Annotated in this window: 13 protein-coding genes; 4 read left to right on the forward strand and 9 right to left on the reverse strand. The window is 40.7% G+C overall.

The annotated features are described in order from the left end of the window. The coding region (locus AC59IL_RS00005) for a reverse transcriptase domain-containing protein (protein WP_496550000.1) at positions 1–703 on the forward strand (703 nt) is incomplete at its 5' end. A gap of 419 nt (positions 704–1,122) precedes the next feature. Here AC59IL_RS00005 and AC59IL_RS00010 read toward each other — a convergent pair. From AC59IL_RS00010 to AC59IL_RS00020, 3 genes are all read right to left on the reverse strand, one after another. Then, complete coding sequence (locus AC59IL_RS00010) at positions 1,123–2,001, reverse strand: leucine-rich repeat domain-containing protein (protein WP_496550001.1); 879 nt, start codon at positions 1,999–2,001, stop codon at positions 1,123–1,125. A gap of 359 nt (positions 2,002–2,360) precedes the next feature. Beyond that, complete coding sequence (locus tag AC59IL_RS00015; protein WP_496550002.1) at positions 2,361–2,975, reverse strand: hypothetical protein; 615 nt, start codon at positions 2,973–2,975, stop codon at positions 2,361–2,363. 630 nt (positions 2,976–3,605) lie between these two features. After that, a complete protein-coding gene (locus tag AC59IL_RS00020; protein ID WP_496550003.1) occupies positions 3,606–6,071 on the reverse strand; it encodes an ABC transporter permease in 2,466 nt (821 codons plus the stop codon). 211 nt (positions 6,072–6,282) lie between these two features. Here AC59IL_RS00020 and AC59IL_RS00025 point away from each other — a divergent pair, with 211 nt between their 5' ends. Further along, the gene (locus tag AC59IL_RS00025) at positions 6,283–7,161 is read left to right on the forward strand and encodes a sigma-70 family RNA polymerase sigma factor (RefSeq protein WP_496550004.1); all 879 of its coding nucleotides are present in this window, start codon (positions 6,283–6,285) and stop codon (positions 7,159–7,161) included. Positions 7,162–7,169: 8 nt separating this feature from the next. Here AC59IL_RS00025 and AC59IL_RS00030 read toward each other — a convergent pair whose 3' ends face one another. After that, positions 7,170–10,043 carry a hypothetical protein gene (locus tag AC59IL_RS00030; RefSeq protein ID WP_496550005.1) on the reverse strand — a complete coding sequence of 958 codons (2,874 nt, stop codon included), beginning with the start codon at positions 10,041–10,043 and terminating at the stop codon, positions 7,170–7,172. A 75-nt stretch (positions 10,044–10,118) separates the two neighbouring features. Here AC59IL_RS00030 and AC59IL_RS00035 point away from each other — a divergent pair, with 75 nt between their 5' ends. Both AC59IL_RS00035 and AC59IL_RS00040 read left to right on the forward strand, forming a co-directional pair. Continuing rightward, positions 10,119–10,586 (forward strand): carboxymuconolactone decarboxylase family protein, encoded by a 468-nt coding sequence (locus AC59IL_RS00035; RefSeq protein WP_496550006.1) that lies wholly within the window; start codon positions 10,119–10,121, stop codon positions 10,584–10,586. Between the two features lie 525 nt (positions 10,587–11,111). Then, positions 11,112–13,547 (forward strand): TonB-dependent siderophore receptor, encoded by a 2,436-nt coding sequence (locus AC59IL_RS00040; protein ID WP_496550007.1) that lies wholly within the window; start codon positions 11,112–11,114, stop codon positions 13,545–13,547. A 1,530-nt stretch (positions 13,548–15,077) separates the two neighbouring features. On the opposite strand, the gene AC59IL_RS00045 is transcribed toward AC59IL_RS00040, so the two are convergent. The 5 genes from AC59IL_RS00045 to AC59IL_RS00065 form a co-directional block, all read right to left on the reverse strand. After that, on the reverse strand, positions 15,078–15,662 hold the full coding sequence (locus AC59IL_RS00045; protein ID WP_496550008.1) for a hypothetical protein: 585 nt from the start codon (positions 15,660–15,662) through the stop codon (positions 15,078–15,080). 21 nt (positions 15,663–15,683) lie between these two features. Further along, a complete protein-coding gene (locus AC59IL_RS00050) occupies positions 15,684–16,220 on the reverse strand; it encodes a hypothetical protein (protein ID WP_496550009.1) in 537 nt (178 codons plus the stop codon). A gap of 11 nt (positions 16,221–16,231) precedes the next feature. After that, complete coding sequence (locus AC59IL_RS00055; protein WP_496550010.1) at positions 16,232–16,804, reverse strand: hypothetical protein; 573 nt, start codon at positions 16,802–16,804, stop codon at positions 16,232–16,234. 392 nt (positions 16,805–17,196) lie between these two features. Then, positions 17,197–17,322: a hypothetical protein gene (locus AC59IL_RS00060; RefSeq protein WP_496550011.1), complete on the reverse strand. Its 126-nt coding sequence runs from the start codon at positions 17,320–17,322 to the stop codon at positions 17,197–17,199. A 124-nt stretch (positions 17,323–17,446) separates the two neighbouring features. Next, a complete protein-coding gene (locus tag AC59IL_RS00065; protein ID WP_496550012.1) occupies positions 17,447–18,187 on the reverse strand; it encodes a hypothetical protein in 741 nt (246 codons plus the stop codon). Positions 18,188–18,192 lie beyond the last annotated feature (5 nt).

Consider the following 18,192-nt stretch of genomic DNA (forward strand, 5'->3'; position numbering starts at 1 on the left):
AACGAGCAAGATGATAAAAACTACCAATTGTGTACGAGGAGTACTCTCACCATTGATCAGTAACATTTATCTGCACTATGTGCTGGATGAATGGTTCTTCAGGCAAATACAGCCGCTACTGAAAGGCGACAGTTTTCTTATCCGTTTTGCTGATGATTTTCTGTTAGGGTTTACTAACAAGGAAGATGCAATGCGGGTGATGCAAGTGCTGCCTAAACGTTTAGGGAAATATGGACTGACGCTGCATCCTGAAAAGACCAGGCTGATAGAGTTGAATGGCGAAAAGGTGCAGCCGAATCAGGAAAACAAAACATTTGACTTCTTAGGCTTCACCCATTACATGGGTATGAGCCGAAAAGGCAAATGTATCCTTAAACGTAAGACCAGTAGCAAGAAGCTGAATGCTTCACTGAAAAGAATGAGTGGGTGGTTGAAACTCAACAGGCATAAACTAAGCATGCCGTTACTGATAGCCGAACTGAACCAAAAGCTTCGGGGCCATTATGCCTATTATGGAATGACATTCAACACCCGAAGATTGAACTCGTACTATTACCAGACAAAACGATTACTCCACAACTGGCTCAACCACCGTGGAGGCAAACGGGTCTGGTCATGGGAAAAGATCAAAAGGCTAACGGAGGAATGGATGCCATTAGTGAAACCAAAAATCTATCATAGTAATCTTTTAGCGAAACCGTAAATGGAGGAACCGTGTGCAGGAAAGCTGCTCGCACGGGTCTGTGGGGGAGCGGTGAGGAAACGAACCGCTCTACCCGGAACCTGCTAATATGGGATTTAAAGGCATTAGCCGAATTTTTTGCCTCAATGAAGTATAATAAGAATTGGTTTGATGAATTAGCCATGGATGACAAAATGACAAGATATGGCACCGAATAAGGTTAGTCAGAAGAAATTGAAGTCATCACAGCAATCGTGTCCATATAATCACGCCAGTAAATTATTCTTCGGTCTTTAATTGTGATTATTGAACAGAAGCAATTGTTATAAGACTTCCCCGTAGGAGCAACACCATGAACCTGGTATTCATAGACAGCAATCCAATATAATTTAAGTGTTGCCGGTCAAGCCATGCTTTAACAAATGCACTGTTACCTGCAGTTATTCGTCGATAAGACAATTTGGTAGAATTTTCTTTAAGTGCAAAATTTGAGCGTTAGTCAAATTGTTATTGTCGATAGTAAGTTGGGATAGTTTTGTCAATTTGGAAATACTATCTGAAATTTCTGAAATATTATTATGATAGAGATGTAGATTCTCAATCGATTTTAAACTAAAAATAACTTGTGGTACATTTTTAAAATTATTTAAGTCAATTAATAATAGAGATAAACTATCTAAAGCAGAAAAGTCACTCGGCAAATCACTTAAATCATTTGCTCCCAAATTAAGCGATTTTAATCTTCTTAATTTTCCAAATCCTATTGGTATATTTTTTAGCTTATTATCTCTTAGTTCTAATTTTTTCAAACTATTCAATTCAAAAAATGAGGAATATAAAGTATCAATATGATTTACACTCAAGTTTAAGGATTGAAGTTTTTTAAATTGGTTAAGCCAGGCAGGGATTGATTTTAAATTATTGTATGAAAAGTCTAAGTCAATAAGATTCGTGAATTTGGTTATCTCTTTTGGAATTGAATCGAGGTTAGCGTTAATAAACGACAGGCGTAAAACATTTTCTGGATTTTTTTCTTTTAATGCGTCAGCTAAACCAAAATAAATATATTTAGGCTTTTCTTGGGGCTTGCATGACACAATGCTAATACTTAAGACTAAAATGATAAATATTGTTGATCGTATCATAATTGCAGGTATTTTCTTTTCGATAGCAAAGTACACAATATCCTCAGCAGTCCTTAACATCCATTGTAATTGCAGATTCATATCTTCAGCATTAATTATCACCTTAATTATAAAATTAAATTTTGAAGAAACCAGTGTGCTGGTCAAACTATTTCTTCCTGTAGTCTCTTGCAACGACGAGCTTTGCGGATGCGGGCATCGAATTCAGTACCCAGCCGATATATATGCACCTTACTCAATTGGTTGAGGCCGTACACTTGACAGATGTCCAGGAAATCACCCACATTGGGGGCCTCATTAAGAATAGGCTTACGGCAACGCCTCGGTACTAACCAGCTTGATCCACGTAAAAGTAGAGAAAAGGCAAAACCGCAACTTTAAGGGTTCATTTTTTTCGTCGGGACAACTGGATTCGAACTTGCTTAAAAAAATCTGAAATTTATCTTCTGTATATTAATTTGCTCTTTAAATTTTCCTGACAAACATTTGATAAGCATTGTTTATTCTTGCCCTGATAATCCTTTAAATCCCAATCACGCCACATACCTCCATAACTCCCTTGTATACACCACCTGATTCTTAGGGCCAATGGCGGCCATACGAAACCAGAATTTTATGCCTAAGGGCAGGTTGGCAATTACTTTTTTACAACGGGTGTCGGGTACGGTTTCCCAAACACTTTCCCGGGTAAGCGGATCACGCGTATACTGGTACAGGTACGACTTCGCTCCTATTACCCTGCGCACCTGCATAATTATTTCACCATTATTGACGCCGGGTAAAACCTTGAAACCTTCCGGGTCTTTTAGTATTACTTCCTCAACGCGTTCGGCCAAAGGGAACCCGCTGCTGATTAATGGTGTGAGTTGTCCGTTTGCTTCATTTACAACCAGAGCTCCCAGTTCCTTCATTTTTACAATGAGCTTTTGCCGGATATCGTTTTTCCGCGATACCACTACTATATCTCTTGATTTGGCAGCAGAAATGGCTTTTATAAACTGTTCAGTTAGTTCAATAAACGCCGCCGCCGCCGCTGCACTCTTTGGTAAATAGTCATTGTTCGTCATGCCACCGGAAATTTTTAGGGCAATATCCTGCAGTTCCTGGTCAGAATGGTCGTTAACGCTTAAAGCCAGTGTTTTTTTCATATGCTGTATTGCTTGTAAATAATAGGTCGCGCAAAGGCGCTAAGCCGCAAAGCTTTTTCTTTGCGTCATGCTACAAAGCCCAATAAAATTTTGCTGACTAAAAAGAGAGTTTAACCGGTTGTTCCCTGCAGTGGGATTGATTTGATAACTAAATATAGTAAATTACATTAAATAAATTCATACACTATCTAACCTGAATGAATATTTGCAAAAAAAATTGATCATAAACAATAAACCGGATTTCATGAATAATATCAGGTATTGCTATCAATAAATTGTAATTCAGGAAATAAATACCAGTTTCAGAACAACAAATCAAAATCATTAACTAAAGCAACAATAATTTGTTTAAAAACAGAAAATGTTATTACAAAATCTGGTTTCTTAATAATTTTCCTGATTTTTTATCAAAAGGCCGGTATTCTAATTAATAATTTCATTTTTCAGACAAGAATTTGAAATTCAGAATAAGTATGCAGGTTTTATAACAATAATTCAGCTTCCATGTTAATCATTTATAATTTCTGATAAGAAATATATCTTCCTGTTAATAATTCAGTTTCAATGTTAAGTATAACCGGCCTTTATTAAAAATCTATGAAAATTTCTATGCAGCAATGATCTCTCACATCATTCGGTGCGCAATGATTTCACCGGATTGGCCCTTGCCGCCTTCATCGCCTGAAAACCGACGGTGAGCAGCGCTAACCCGATCGCCGCCGCTCCTGCTGCAACAAACATCCAGCCGCTAAGCGGCCTGCGGTAGGCAAAGCCTTGCAGCCATTCATGCATAAAGTACCAGGCCAGCGGTGTGGCGATCAACAGGGCGAGAACGATCAGCATAACGATCTCCTTACAAAGCATAACCATAATATCCGACACAGCGGCCCCTAATACCTTTCGGATGCCGATCTCACTGGTCCTTCTTTCCGTAGAAAAAATGGCCAGGCCGAGCAGCCCTAAACAAGAGATAAAAAGGGTGATGCCCATCGCCACATTGGTCAACCACCCGGTCCGAAGATCGTCTGCATACATATTGGCGATACTCTCGTCCAGGAAAAAATAGCCAAACGGCTCCCCGGGGAACACGGTCTTCCAATCCTTCTCTATATGGCCGATGAGGGTTTTCAGCTCACCGGCGGTCATGCTCTTTGCGGCGATTTTAACCGCAATGGTGGTCTCCATCGTGGGATCGTGTTTGATGATGACTGGCCCGGTCGCCCGATCAAAAGGGCTCTCGTAAAAATCTGCCACCACTCCGGCTACGGGCCAGGCCTCATTAGGGCCAACGACCACCTCCCGGCCAATGGCCTTGTTCACATCGGCAAAACCCAATGCATGGGCGCAAGTTTCACTGATCAGCAGTTCCCTAATACTGTCGCCTGGAAGCAGATTTCGCCCCGCGACCAGCTTCATCCCATAAAAAGGGACGTAATCTTCGTTGCCGAAATGAAGGGATACCTCAATCGGCTTCTCATCGCTGTTTTTCAGCGCGCCGCCGCCGAAATTAATACCCTTCTTGTCCATCGGCGGCTTCCACTCTCTGATCACCTGCTCTACGCCAGGCAGTTGCCGGATCTTATTTGTCAGTACCGCTGTCTTACCCGTCTCTTCGGTAGCCGGTTGCCGGCCGCTCTCCGGCTCGAAAACTACCTTACCCGGTCTTTTCTCACGCGGAGGGCTGAGCGTGACGATCGCATCCGTCTTGAAACCCAGGTCTGCATGCAGCGCGTAGCGTAGCTGCGAACCAATGACGAGGGACGCTATGATAAACAACAACGATATGGTAAATTGGAACACGATCAATCCTCTGCGCAGCGTCCCTTTTTCGCCGCCCGGCAACGCAGTGATCCCTTTCAGGGTCACCGTGGGCTGATAGTTCCCCAGCACCTTCGCCGGATAAAACCCCGCAAGGAAGGTGGTCGCCACGGTTACCAACAGCAAAAATAAAAGTGTAGCACTATCCACCCGGAAATGAACTCCCCCTGGTATGAACCCGGCGAACAGGCTGAACACCGGCCTTACCATCAACGCCGCAATACCCACGGCAGCTAACGTTAACACCAGGGTTTCGGTAAAAAATTGCACGGCGATGCCCGACCTGCTGCCGCCCAGCACCTTTCGGACGCCGATCTCTCTCGCCCTTTGCATGGATTGCGCGGTGGACAAATTGACAAAATTGACAATGGCAAGAATAAGGATAAAGCCTGCCACGGCCATGAGTGTGTACAAGACCGGTAGGCTGGCCTTTCTTCTGTCTACACCGCCATATTCCTGATGAAAATGGATGCCCGACAGCGGTTTCAAACGGGCGGCGAACGCCGGGTGCGGGCCGTGCCTTTTGGCAAAGTCGATAAATTGCGCATCGATCTGTGAAGGCCTGACGTCCTTTGCCAGTTTGATCATGACCTGGCTGGAACTTTCCATTTTGTCCCAGCGGTCCAGCGTTATCTCACTTTTCAGAAAACTAACGGGGATCGTAGCATAAGAGATCCATTGGCTAAAATTAAAATCACTGTTGCCTGTCCAATCGGCGACGACCCCTGTTACAGTAACCATCAGCGAATCCTGGTAATTGATGGTCCGGCCGATGATCCTGTCCGGGTCGAGATCGCCAAAGTATTTTCTGGCTTTTTCCGCGGTAAGCACCACCGAGTTGGGCATCGTCAGGGAAGTCGCGGCATTTCCGCTTAACCACCGGTACCGAAAAATGTCGAAGTATTGTGGCTCTGCGATAGCGAGGCTACCGTCGTCGGCAAAGCGCTTCGGTTTTCCATGCCGGCCACCTGATATCGTCACGCTGGCGGCATAGGTCTGAAAGGCGGCCACGATCTGAAAGCCGGTCATTTCCCGGCGCATAGCGGCCGGCATAGGACCAGGTACGCAATTCATATGACCACCATGCATCCCCGCGTCCACGCAAAAGATGCGGTCACGGTCCGGATGAAAGTCATCAAAACTGAATTCGTAACGGGTAATCAGATAAATGACCAAACAGGCACAAATACCTAACGCTAAGCCCAGCACGTTGACGAGGCTATATATTTTATTGCGGACGAGACTACGCCAGGCAACAGTCAAATAGTTGTTAAGCATAAGAAGTTATTTTGGGAAAAACATGCAGGTAGATGTTCAAACAGAATGCCGAATCAATATCTATTTAATAAACAATTCTTTATGGCCTGCCTATGCGCTCTTCGCTGTTCGGTTACGATACAAGGGGTGTTTGAAATTGGTGACAAGGCTCGCCGCTAACGCCCTTCTTTACCACGCTATTACATTTCATTTTTCATGCCTAATTTTGCGTATGGATTCTTTGCGCCAAACACTTACTTCCTATGCCTATAATATCCTTGGCTCGTATGAAGATGCAAAAGATATTGTGCAGGATGTGATGGTTGAAATGCTCAACCGCAACGGTGATGCCGTTCAAAATGAAAAAGCATATCTGACCCGGTCGGTGATCAACCGCGCTATCAATGCCAGAAAGCGGCACCAAAAGATTGTACAGGATTATCCCGGTAACTGGTTGCCCGAACCGGTTGCTACCGAAACGGCCGACGACGAGCTGCACCAGAAAGATATACTTACTTACTCGCTGATGGTGCTGCTCGAAAAATTAGATGCCAAACAACGCGCTGTATTTATTCTGAAAGAAGCTTTTGCCTACGAACACGAAGAAATTGCTGATGTACTTGATATTTCCATAGAAAATTCACGAAAGATCCTGAGCCGTGCACGGAAAGAGATATCCGATTTAAAAGACGGGTCTGTATTGAATGACGAGCTTATAGCTCCCTCTTTTAAGGCGGAGGCTTCATCGTACAGAGCAGAGACATCCGCCTATCTCGATAAATACATCGAAACGATACGCAGTCGCGATATAAAACGGTTAGAGCAACTGCTCAACGATGATATCATGATTGTATCCGACGGCGGTGGCAAAGTACCTGCTGCTCTCAAACCATTGGAGGGCAAAGAAAGCGCTTCGCTGTTCTTATCGGGTGTATTTATTAAATTCTATACCGACCGGCGTATTGAAAAGGGATACGTGAACCACCACCCTGCCCTGTTCTATTATGAAGATGATAAACTGGTGAACTGCCAGATATTTGAATGGAAGGATGGATTGATTAATCGTATTTATTTTGTGCGTAATCCTGATAAGCTCGTTGGGTTGAACTAAAGGTACAATCAGGTGTTTTTTTCGGCAATAATCAAATAACTAACTACTTTGTAAATAAGTTGCTGAAGCTGGGCAATCGGAAATGGACCATTTATAAAGCCCATATCTACTTTATTTTTTTCTTCATTTATTTCTTCCTCTACCGTTGTATTTTTTTTAATTTCTCCCTTCCCGTCGCCCTCTTTCTGCCACTCATTCTCTATTTCCCTATCTCTGATTGTAAATATACCTTCATTTCCTACTACCTGCTTTTTGTGCACTGCATTACTTCTTTGATCCTTCAGTATATTAACCGGGCTAATTAATTTTGTAGGATATAACTCATTTAATCTTTTATCAAACCTATTGTTTTTCTGTGGCATTACCAGGGGCTTGTAATTTTCGAGGGAACCATTCTCCAGTAAAGCATTCTTCACATCGTGCACATACGCGCCACTCATAAAATAATACATTTGTTTGGAAAGCAATAGTAGTTCGCTATCAGTAATAAGGGCAGCAGGTAAAGTTTTTTTATACACTTTTGCAAATGCGGTTATGGCATTTGCAAAAGTTGATTTCATCAATTTCTTCAATTCGACGATAATTTTAGCTTCTTCTTTATCTTCCTCTTCATCTTTTTTTGAAGTCGTCAGCTTCTCTTTGTTAGATACAAAAAAACCATGCGCTTCTGTAAGCACAGCACCCAGGAGATAGTTACCTATATACTGAGCGGTAAGCATTTTACCTGCTTGCGGGCCCGTTTGGGTCCATATTTTTCCTACTCCCGATTCAGCCTGATCTGTTTCACTCTTATCCGGATCATAATTCAAATCGTGGAGAAAAATCATATCTCCCAAATCTGCAAGCCCGCTTGCTCTGATGTTTGGGTAACGGGCAGCTGCTTTCCAGTTGGCAATTTTGCCCATACCCCGATAGCCACGACGCGCTCTTATGACATCTATCATCCAGTTATAAACACGATCTTCGTTATGATTCAGATCAATCAATTGAGAAAAAGCGATACCTTTTTCAAGCAAAGTTATTACGTCGTTAAAAAAAATCGCCTGCGATTCTTCGTAATCAATTTCTTTTTCTTCAGATCCTATCTTTTGCCCGCTTCGGTTTTGATACATGAAATAGCTGCTGCTCACCCTGTACACCAACACTTTCATCTTATCATTCTCCGGTTGTTTTAATTTTATTTTTTCAACCGGCGGTTCATGCTTTTTATCGGCTTCCTGTTGAGCAAATAATATGCCCCCACTAATATATGTTGCTAACTTTTCCCAACTCTTTTGATCAATGCTGAAGATACCTATTGGCTCAGGAATTTCACTTTTCAGTTTCCAGTCATTTTGCTTCCCGGTAAGAAATGCCTGCATCCTGAGTTCCTTTTCAAATTCATCCAGGGGTTCTTGTTCTTTCAACAATTTAACAGCATACGCTTTCTGCCCATCATCGGGGAATATGGCCGTACGCCCCAGCGTAAATATCGTTTTATTCAATTCGAAGGGTTCCTCGTTTTGTAACTTCTTTATAATTGGGATAAGTTTTTCCGGCATCGTTGTTTTCTGCTCAGGCTTAAACTCATCAAAATCCTTTTTCACTTTTGGCCATTCTGTAATATTCACCACATCTGGTTCCGCAGCATCCAGCATTGCCCGGGAAGTTGGGGCTGAATGTGATAAAACCAAACCATCAGCATTAAGGTCGACCTTAACAAGACTAAAAAGCTTATTATTCACCTGCTGAAATGCATTTTCATCAGCCATCAGGGCTCTGAATTCCTTTCGAAGTATATTACGTGGAATAAATCGAAGTAACCCGATCAATTGTGTCAATTTTAAGCCATCCACAGAAGCTATGGTCTTTAAATAACCATCCTTTCCGGTTATAGACAGGTTGGTTTGCGTAATGAATGACATTAGCAGTGAATAAAAATCATCGTCGGGCGGTGTGCTTATTTTCTGAATAGAAGAGGTATCACTACCCTTTATTAATGCTTCTTTCGCATTAGCTTGAAGATCGTTTTTAATTTTAAGATGGTCACTGTTAAATTCCTGTTTAAAACGCGAATGAATGGCATCTGTAAACTGTTGTTCATACAAGCCTTTTTTATCTTTCAACAATCCGGCCATGCCGATTACAATATTTTGAGGGACCACATCGTTTGTCACAGTATCAAAAGATAGCGCAGTGGTTTGTTGAATTTGCTCGTTTATTAATAATTGCGCGCTTTTATCTTCAGCAGGAAATCCTGATAAGGCTTTCACATAACCAAGCGCTAAAGCACCCCAGGGCTCAATCCATTCATTGTTTTCCATCATGTCACTATCCAGGATTTTTTCCTGCAACTGTTCTTCCGATTCGGTGCCTATTGATTTTGGAGTGAACAATTTTTTTATCGTAATTACTTTTTGTAACAAAGTAGTAAGACTTTGGTCGGCTGCATTAATGATATCTGTTATTTCCCAACTTTTTGTATCACCCTGCGCAATAATCACTTCATTTTTTAGCGTTTTATATATGATCCTATTTAATGTTTCATCTAACATTTTTCCATCTTTAAACTCAGCCACCTCCTGATTTTCACCTGTTGCATTTGTAAATTCTTTTTGAAATTCTGCTTTTTTCCTACTAATTAAACTGTTAATCTCCGTGTTTTTTGAATTAAGATAAATCTCAATTTGTTTCCCGCTCCAAGGGCCCGGCTTTTCTTCTTTATTCCCGGTATCTGCAATTATTCTTTGAACAGGTATTTCTTCTGTTTCTTTAACATTCTTAAAAGGGTCAACGGCAGGAAGTGCTTTACCTGAAGATTGGTTATTATATGCTACAGAACGGTTATCGTTATTGTCGAATGATGGCTGAGAGGCCTTTTTCATAGTAATAGGGTTTACCAAATTTAAGGATTATGGCCCTTAGCCTGTCACGTTTTCCCCCCCTCGTTTGTCATCACTTTACAAAAGCATTTTTATATGGAAAGAATAACATTTAACGACGCACCGGGCGTGTACAATGCACTGAAACAAGGACAAAACTATGTTGACAATTGCGGGTTAGATATCAAATTACTTGAGCTGATACGCATCAGGGTATCGCAAATCAATAGCTGTGCCTATTGCCTGGATATGCATTATAAAGAGGCGATCCATGCCGGTGAAACACCATTGCGTTTAATATCGGTATCGGCCTGGCGCGAAACGCCGTATTATACACCGCAGGAGCAGGCAGCACTGGCTTTTGCCGAAACATTAACGCATATGCCGGCAGAAGAAAGCAGCGACCATATTCACGATGAACTGAAAAAGTATTTTTCGAAAGAAGAAATAGCCAACATCACCATGGCCATCATACAAATCAATTCGTGGAACCGTCTCGTACGTTCGTGCGGCCCTGTACCGGGCAATTATAAAGTGCCGGAAAGAGCGGCTGTAGCGGTGTAATAAATCTCTCGCAGAGGCGCGAAGGAAAACAAATTGATTTATTTACAACCGCTATTATATTATGCAAACCCTCCCGACAAGTCGGGAGTTTTTTTTGTGTCATAGGTTTCCCGCAAAATCGAAAAGGAAGAATCGATTAATTTTTGCGCCTTAGCGCCTTCGCGAGCGTTATTCTGCATTTTCCTCATCGCGTAAATACAATTTCCCTTTTTTGAAAGCCCGCCACTTTCTGCGCATATACTTTTGCTATACCCTTTACCGGTAGCCCATCATTAACACATTAAATCAATGTCATCTATGTGTTCGTACCAAACCTTATTTTATAGCGACGAAGAAGGATATGTGATCCATTGTACAGGATGCAACTCAATTCAGGTAGCATTCGGAAACCTTTTGCTCACCTGGAACCGGACAGATTTTTTGTATGCAGCCCGACACTTCGACTTCGCTCAGTGTCGTTGATTCAATCCTTCGACTACGCTCAGGATTCGCTCAGGATCGACAATTTTGAAAACAAGGTTCCCAATGAAAAGAATACTACAGATTGTTATTTGTTTTTTTGTTTCCATTAGTTATGTATTAGCCAATGATCCCGAAGATGGTTTTGGAATTATCAAAGGTCGTGTAACCACAGCCGATGGCAAACCGGCAGGTTCGGTCACCGTGTTGCTGAAAAGCACCAAAAAAGCATCGCTTACCGAAGACGATGGCAGCTTTGTTATTCATCGTGTACCTGCCGGTAGTTATGAGCTTGAAATATCGCAGATAGGTTACGAAACAATTATTCAACAGGTACAGGTTGATGGCGATAAAACAACCGCCGTATCTATTCAACTTAAAATATCTGAAAAAGAATTACAGGAAGTGGTGGTAACCAACAGGGCAAAATTTACTGTCGGCAGCAGCGATTATGTATCGAAAATGCCTTTAAAAAATATGGAGAACCCGCAGGTGTATAGCGCCATCACCAAACCAATGCTTACCGAGCAACTGGTATTTACCGTTGATGATGCCATGCGCAATGGTACCGGGTTACAAAAAATGTGGGATGCCACCGGCCGTAGCGGCGATGGCGGCAGTTATTACAATATGCGCGGTTTTATTGTACAAAGTCAGTTGCGCAACGGTATCGCCGGTATTGTATCGGGTAAAACAGATGCCGCCAACCTCGAAAGAATTGAACTGATCAAAGGCCCTTCGGCTACTTTGTTCGGTAATGCATTTACTTCTTATGGCGGACTCATTAACCGCGTTACCAAAAAACCTTATGATCATTTTGGCGGAGAGATCAACTATTCGGCCGGCAGCTACGAATTCAATCGCCTCAGCGCCGATATCAACACACCGCTCGATACCGCTAAAAATGTATTGCTGCGTGTGAATGCCGCCTATAGCTACAATGGCAGTTTCAGAGACAATGGTTTTAATAAAGGATATGTGCTGGCCCCTTCCCTTTCGTATAAAGTGAATGATAAATTATCTTTTTTATTCGATGCAGAGTTTTACAACTCGCAAAATACCGGACTGAATGTATATTTCTTTCCCTGGGGTCAAACCATTGCATCGCTGGGGGCTAACAGGGCCGATCAGCTGAACATCGATTATAAAAAATCATACGCCGGCGACGACCTGTACCAGACAGCCAGAAGCACCAACTTCTTTGGCCAGATGAATTACACATTATCTGATAGCTGGAAATCGCAAACGGTTTTCACAGTTACCAATAGTTTTTCAGATGGCCCCTCACCCTATTTTTATCTGCTTTCGAACAGTGCCGTTACGGGTAACCCGAACGATATAGGCAACGGATATATCTCCCGCAACGATCAGTTCACCGATAACAGTAAAGACCAGTATATTGAACTGCAGCAAAACTTTATTGGCAATTTTTCGATCGGCCAGTTTAAAAACAAGTTTGTTGGCGGTATTGATTATACATTTCATCATGCCGACCAGTTCTTTTCGGGTGGTACATACGATACAGTGTATGCTCCCGGCCCCATTGCCACTTATCGCGATTTCAATAAAACCAACCTCGATAAACTGTATATGGATAAAGGGGTAACTTTTGTTTATCCGGTGAACTATAATACAAATACGTACAGCGCTTATGTATCTGACTTATTTTATGTAACTGATAACATTATGGTACTGGCAGCATTGCGGGCCGATCATTATAACAACCGTGGCGCCGGTGATAATGAAAACGGCTCGGCCGTAAATAGTACCCCTTATAATCAAACTACATTTTCACCTAAATTCGGTATCGTACTACAACCTATAAAAGATAAAATATCGGTATTCGCCAATTACCAGAATGGTTTTACGAATAAACAGGGTACTGATTATGTTACCAAAAAGACATTCAAACCCGAACAGGCCAATCAGTTTGAAGGAGGCGTAAAAATGGATGTATTTGGCGGCCGGTTAATTTCAACCATCAGTTATTACAACATACAGGTAACCGATGTGATCAGGGCATATCCCGGCAATGCCACTTTCTCGATCCAGGACGGAACACAGGTAAGCAAAGGTGTTGAGGCAGAAGTAATTGCCACTCCGCTCGATGGATTAAACCTGATAGCCGGCGTTAGTTATAATGAATCGAAATATACAAAAGCCGATGCCGATGTAGATGGCCGCCGCCCCGGTACAGCTGCTTCGCCCTGGCTGGCCAACTGGTGGCTCAGCTACCGTTTTTCGAAGGCGGTTAAAGGGCTCGGACTTGGATTTGGCGGCAATTATGCCAGTGATAACAAGATCATAAACAGTGTGAGTCAGGGCGTATTTATTCTGCCCGAATACACAGTAATGAATGCTTCAATATTTTATGATCAGCCGAAGTTCAGGATATCGGCCAAAGTTGATAATCTCACCAATCAAAAATACTGGATCGGGTATACTACCGTAAACCCGCAACCACTACGCAGCGTGGTAGCATCTATAGCGTTTAAGTTTTAAGAGAAGATACAAGGCACAAGGTACAAGGCACAAGATGTTCAAGTTCAGTCAACCGCATTGAATTGATACTCCTTGTGCCTTGTACCTTGAATCTTGTGCCTTTTTTTCACAGGTTTTCCAGATGTGCATAAGCGGTGAATAAGTATATGTCATTACGACCCATCAGCATTACTGATAATTGTCGGCAATACGTGTTTGGGAAATTTGGAAACGGGTTGTTGGGGGGTGTACTTTTACATCGTTATAACAAACGAACATAACCTGAACCCGAAACCAGATAAACCTAAACCCTAAACCCTAAACTAAACAAACCGATCCTTACCTGAATCCTGAAATCTGATTGTAGCGAAAACCATTATCCCTGAACCGTAAACCCTAAAGCCTAAACCTGATCCGTACCCTGATGAACCGAATACCGATACCCTTTGAAACCTGTACACTGTTCCTATGAAAACGAATTTGTAGCGAAAACATTAACCCTGAATCCGTAACCTGGTCCGTACCCGATGAACCCGATCCTGAATACCCTTTGAAATTTGTACGCTGTTCCTATGAAAACGAATTTGTAGCGAAGACCATTATCCTGAACCTAAACCGGTTTGTACCCTGATGAACCTGATCCTGAATACCCTTTGAAATTTATCTGCTGTTCCTATGAAAGCGATTTGCAACTAAAAATCCAATAATCCGAACCGAACCTTAAACCAATCCGTACCGTAGTAAACCTGATCCCTGAAACCCTTTGAAAGCAAGTGCTGTACCTGTGAAAGCGGTTTGTAGCGAAAATCCAATAATTTGAAAGATCACGAGCATTTATCCTTTTGGGAAAAACCAACACGCCAAAAGAGATTGACCTCCCGCCCCGTAAGGCGGGAGGTTTTTTTATTGTATGATTTAAGGCAACTTACCCTATTTGCTACAGTAAGGCATACAGGTTATTTTTTATACCTGTATACTTATTATCACTTACCACACAGGATTAAAGGTTTTTTTATTTTTTTAGATTATTTTTTTGTTATATTCGTTAAGTAATCCTTATCTTCGGTCTGTGATAGGTGATATATAACCCTCACGGCAATCCCCCGCCAACCAAAGTATTCCCATAAACGCTTCTGATAGTAGTAATTAAGGCTGTAGCATAAACAATATTTCAGAACAGATTTGAATAACCATGTCAGATCTGAAAAATATACTTGCTTTTGAACCTGCAATAATAGCCGGGAAGATAGCAACGAACGGCTTTGTTTTGCAGAAATATCAACAAGTCAAGTCGGCACGCACAGGGAAGCATAACCCATACAAGATACATGTGAATACAGGCTGAAATGAATGCTTCCGGCAACAGGCCCTGTTATTGTGCAGGGCCTGTTTTGTTTTTTTGATGTTATCTATAGGGGAATAATATTATCCTCCGATCGTTGAAGTTTTTCTCATGAGCTTACCAGTTGGCTTTGTATGTAAAATACTCCGGGGGCAATTTTCTTTTAACGAATGTACTCTGATACCTGGTCACTCCATTTTCCTGGGATCTTAACGACTTTTATCATTAAGTTTTTTTAAAACCGAGTTTGCATATTCTTTTTCATCTGAAGGGGCTTTAGGGTTATTAAGCAAACGTATCACCATTGGCTTAACAAGGCTATCATTTCTTGCAACCAAAAATTCAAAATACGGTCCTGAAAGTCCATTAAATTGGTTATACTCCGCAACGACTGTATCTCGTGTTTTTTGAATAAATAAATTTCGATTCCTTTCAAGTATGGACAAAAGCGAATCGTTTTTTTTATCTTTCAAAAACAAATTGGCAATCAATTTCTTAATTTTTCTGTTTTCCAAATCCCATCTTATGTATTCCTCAATATGGTCATCCCATTTAAAATTCAAATAATCGTTATACAGAAATAAAGCCAGAGCGGTATCCGGATCTCCCATGCTTATGTATTCATCATAATTTCTCCCGGCAAGTATACTATCTATTACTGACCCATGATTATTACCGGTTTCTACCTTAGGGATTGAATCGTTTACCTTGTCAGTAATTGCAGTTTGCCTGTTATTACCATTTTTACAGGCAACCAGTAAAAGAATAAACAGGATATTCCTATATGTTTTCATATTAATTAATTAATTAATTATTCAAAACGCCCATCCAAGAAAAATCCCAAAACCTGCTGCAAAACTTTGACCTGGATTGTTATTCCACTCAAACACCGGATAAATTTGTGCTGAAAAATCATTCCGCATGTACCGGTAACCCGCACTCAATCTGCAGGCAGACTCAAATTTTTGATATATTGTTGGAGGTCTGGTGGTTGAGTCTATAAAATCCGGTCCAAAAGTCCCTGCATATCCAATGCCCAATTGCGCATAATGTCCATGGGAACCTACAAGTAACATAGTATATAAAGGAACAGAAACGCTTGCCTTAATTCTCTTTGAGCCTCTGTCGGCCGGCGGATCATAACCTATGCCTGTAGCAACAGTACAAAAAACATTCTTCTTATACAAACGAAAGATCCTTTCATAATTAACACCGATCAAACCGCCGGTGTGTCCCAAAACTCCGGCAGATACAGTGTTTTTATAAATTGTTCTGGTGATGGTGCTATCCTGGCTGTAGGAAATTTTACTGACAAATAATAGCAGGAAAAGAACTCGTACGTTATTGGGCATCGTGTGATGGTTTAAAAGGCTACTCCGATCGATATACATCCCTTGAAAAAAGTTTTATTTAAAAAATCAGGATTGTAAATATAAAGCGGTGTAACCCTTAGCAGGAAACCGTTATACATATAACGGTACCCTAACCTGAATACATAAATATGATTGTACCGTTCAAAATGGGCGGGAGGCGAATAAGCGCTATCTAAAAATTGTTTGCCGAAAACAGCTGTATATCCGAGGCCACATTCAATGTAATGTTTTTTTCTTCCATACATAAAAATCGATTCAAAGGGGAAACTAAATTGATATGAAGAATCCTTACTTCGTTTAACCATTCCAAATCCTGCACGTAAAGAATAATGCATTCTACCACGTGCTTTTGCATTAAGAATGCGCTCATAATTCAGGGATAAAAGCGTTTCGGAATTACCTAAAAATTCAAGATAAGCGCCATTCTTGTAAGAGTAAAAAAGCGAATCGTAGGCTGCTTTATCGTTCGCTTTGTGGAGGGTGCTATCCTGGCTATAGGAATTATTACTGAAAAAAAACAGTAAAAACAGTAAATAAGGGTAACGGGTTTTTCGGGTAAACATGAAGCAATATAATAACTGATTGTGAATTTATAAATCTGAAAGGAATACCGATAAGTATTTTTTAAGATTCTCCTGTTCACTCAACATTTTCATTTCGTAATAGTCTTTCTGCAATGGGTATCTATAGTTTTTTATTATATCTTCTTTATTGAGTTTACTTTTTAATTTTTCCTCTGTATAATTTAACGATCTGATCGCAGTATAATATTTGCTATAAATCCTGTTATAGGCTTTCCTAAAGCTGCTGTCATTCAGGAGTTAATTATATAACGTTTCCGTTTAGTTGCTATATATTTTAAATATCTAAAGAAATAAACATTGAAGTAAAAAAATGGAATGAGCAATCATATTCGCATTTAAGATATCCTTAAGGTCTATGGTAGTATTTTCAATTAAAGCACCGCCCCATCTGACTGCTGAGCCATTCTTGTACATCTATTTTGAAAAGCAGTGACGAGTTGAGCAAAGGCTGATATGCCTGTTGCTAAAAACAGAAGTAAGGATAGAATTGGTTTCATAAAATGGTTTTTGCTTATGGATGTAATAGAGTCGCTAACTGTTTTTAATTGAGACATATACATAAACAGCACCATGGCTTTAGACCGTGGCACCGTTATACTTTATTATCAAATAACTAACAAATTAATATTCCTCTAACCGTAAGTTTCTATCTGAGTTCAATTTTAATCGAGCATTTGAAAATTCAGTTTCCTGAACTAAGCGTATTTGTCCGCCCTCTATTTTATAGGTTATATCCTTCTTTTTACCTTGAATATCTGAAGTTTTACCTCCTTCTTTTTCAAGATCCAATTTTAGCATTTTACTTTTTATCAACCCTTCAGATGAAATGGTAGATTCAACTTGTGCTTCTATATCATCTTCTCCTTTTGCACCACAAATTAAAATTGGCTTTGATGAAGCTTTCTTGTTGACAAATGGCACCATATAATAGCCGGTAAAACCATCATTATCTGTTGCATAAAGAACTAACTCATCAACATTTTTAAACTGGAAATAATATCGAAAATAAAATTGTTTATAACCGCCAGACTTCATTTTAACCTTTGATTTGTCGCCATTAAAAATGTATTTCACAACGGTATCCCTATCAATTTCTTTGGAAAAAATATTATCATCTGTACCCCATTCTGCAGAACCAAATTCAAATTTAAAAGGTAGTTTAATGAGTTGTGAATTCTTCTTAAAGCTTAATGGCAAATGAATAGTATCTGTAGTCAAGCCATTTGATATTGTCAAATCTTCCTGTTTAACGCTTATATTATTTGCTTTTAAAACTGTATCAGATTTAACAATTTCATTTGAACGATTGCCATTATAGCATGAGGAAGCTATTATAACAGCGAATACGGATATTAATTTCATATTAT

This window comes from Niastella sp. sgz303648 (genome assembly GCF_059587045.1).

What these genes read in the sequence shown, in the direction of transcription:
- AC59IL_RS00015 (WP_496550002.1), bottom strand. Translation starts at nt 2,975, where the DNA reads ATGAAAAAAACACTGGCTTTAAGCGTTAACGACCATTCTGACCAGGAA.
- AC59IL_RS00025 (WP_496550004.1), top strand. Translation starts at nt 6,283, where the DNA reads ATGGATTCTTTGCGCCAAACACTTACTTCCTATGCCTATAATATCCTT.
- AC59IL_RS00040 (WP_496550007.1), top strand. Translation starts at nt 11,112, where the DNA reads ATGAAAAGAATACTACAGATTGTTATTTGTTTTTTTGTTTCCATTAGT.
- AC59IL_RS00035 (WP_496550006.1), top strand. Translation starts at nt 10,119, where the DNA reads ATGGAAAGAATAACATTTAACGACGCACCGGGCGTGTACAATGCACTG.
- AC59IL_RS00045 (WP_496550008.1), bottom strand. Translation starts at nt 15,662, where the DNA reads ATGAAAACATATAGGAATATCCTGTTTATTCTTTTACTGGTTGCCTGT.
- AC59IL_RS00050 (WP_496550009.1), bottom strand. Translation starts at nt 16,220, where the DNA reads ATGCCCAATAACGTACGAGTTCTTTTCCTGCTATTATTTGTCAGTAAA.
- AC59IL_RS00065 (WP_496550012.1), bottom strand. Translation starts at nt 18,187, where the DNA reads ATGAAATTAATATCCGTATTCGCTGTTATAATAGCTTCCTCATGCTAT.
- AC59IL_RS00060 (WP_496550011.1), bottom strand. Translation starts at nt 17,322, where the DNA reads ATGAAACCAATTCTATCCTTACTTCTGTTTTTAGCAACAGGCATATCA.
- AC59IL_RS00055 (WP_496550010.1), bottom strand. Translation starts at nt 16,804, where the DNA reads ATGTTTACCCGAAAAACCCGTTACCCTTATTTACTGTTTTTACTGTTT.
- AC59IL_RS00020 (WP_496550003.1), bottom strand. Translation starts at nt 6,071, where the DNA reads ATGCTTAACAACTATTTGACTGTTGCCTGGCGTAGTCTCGTCCGCAAT.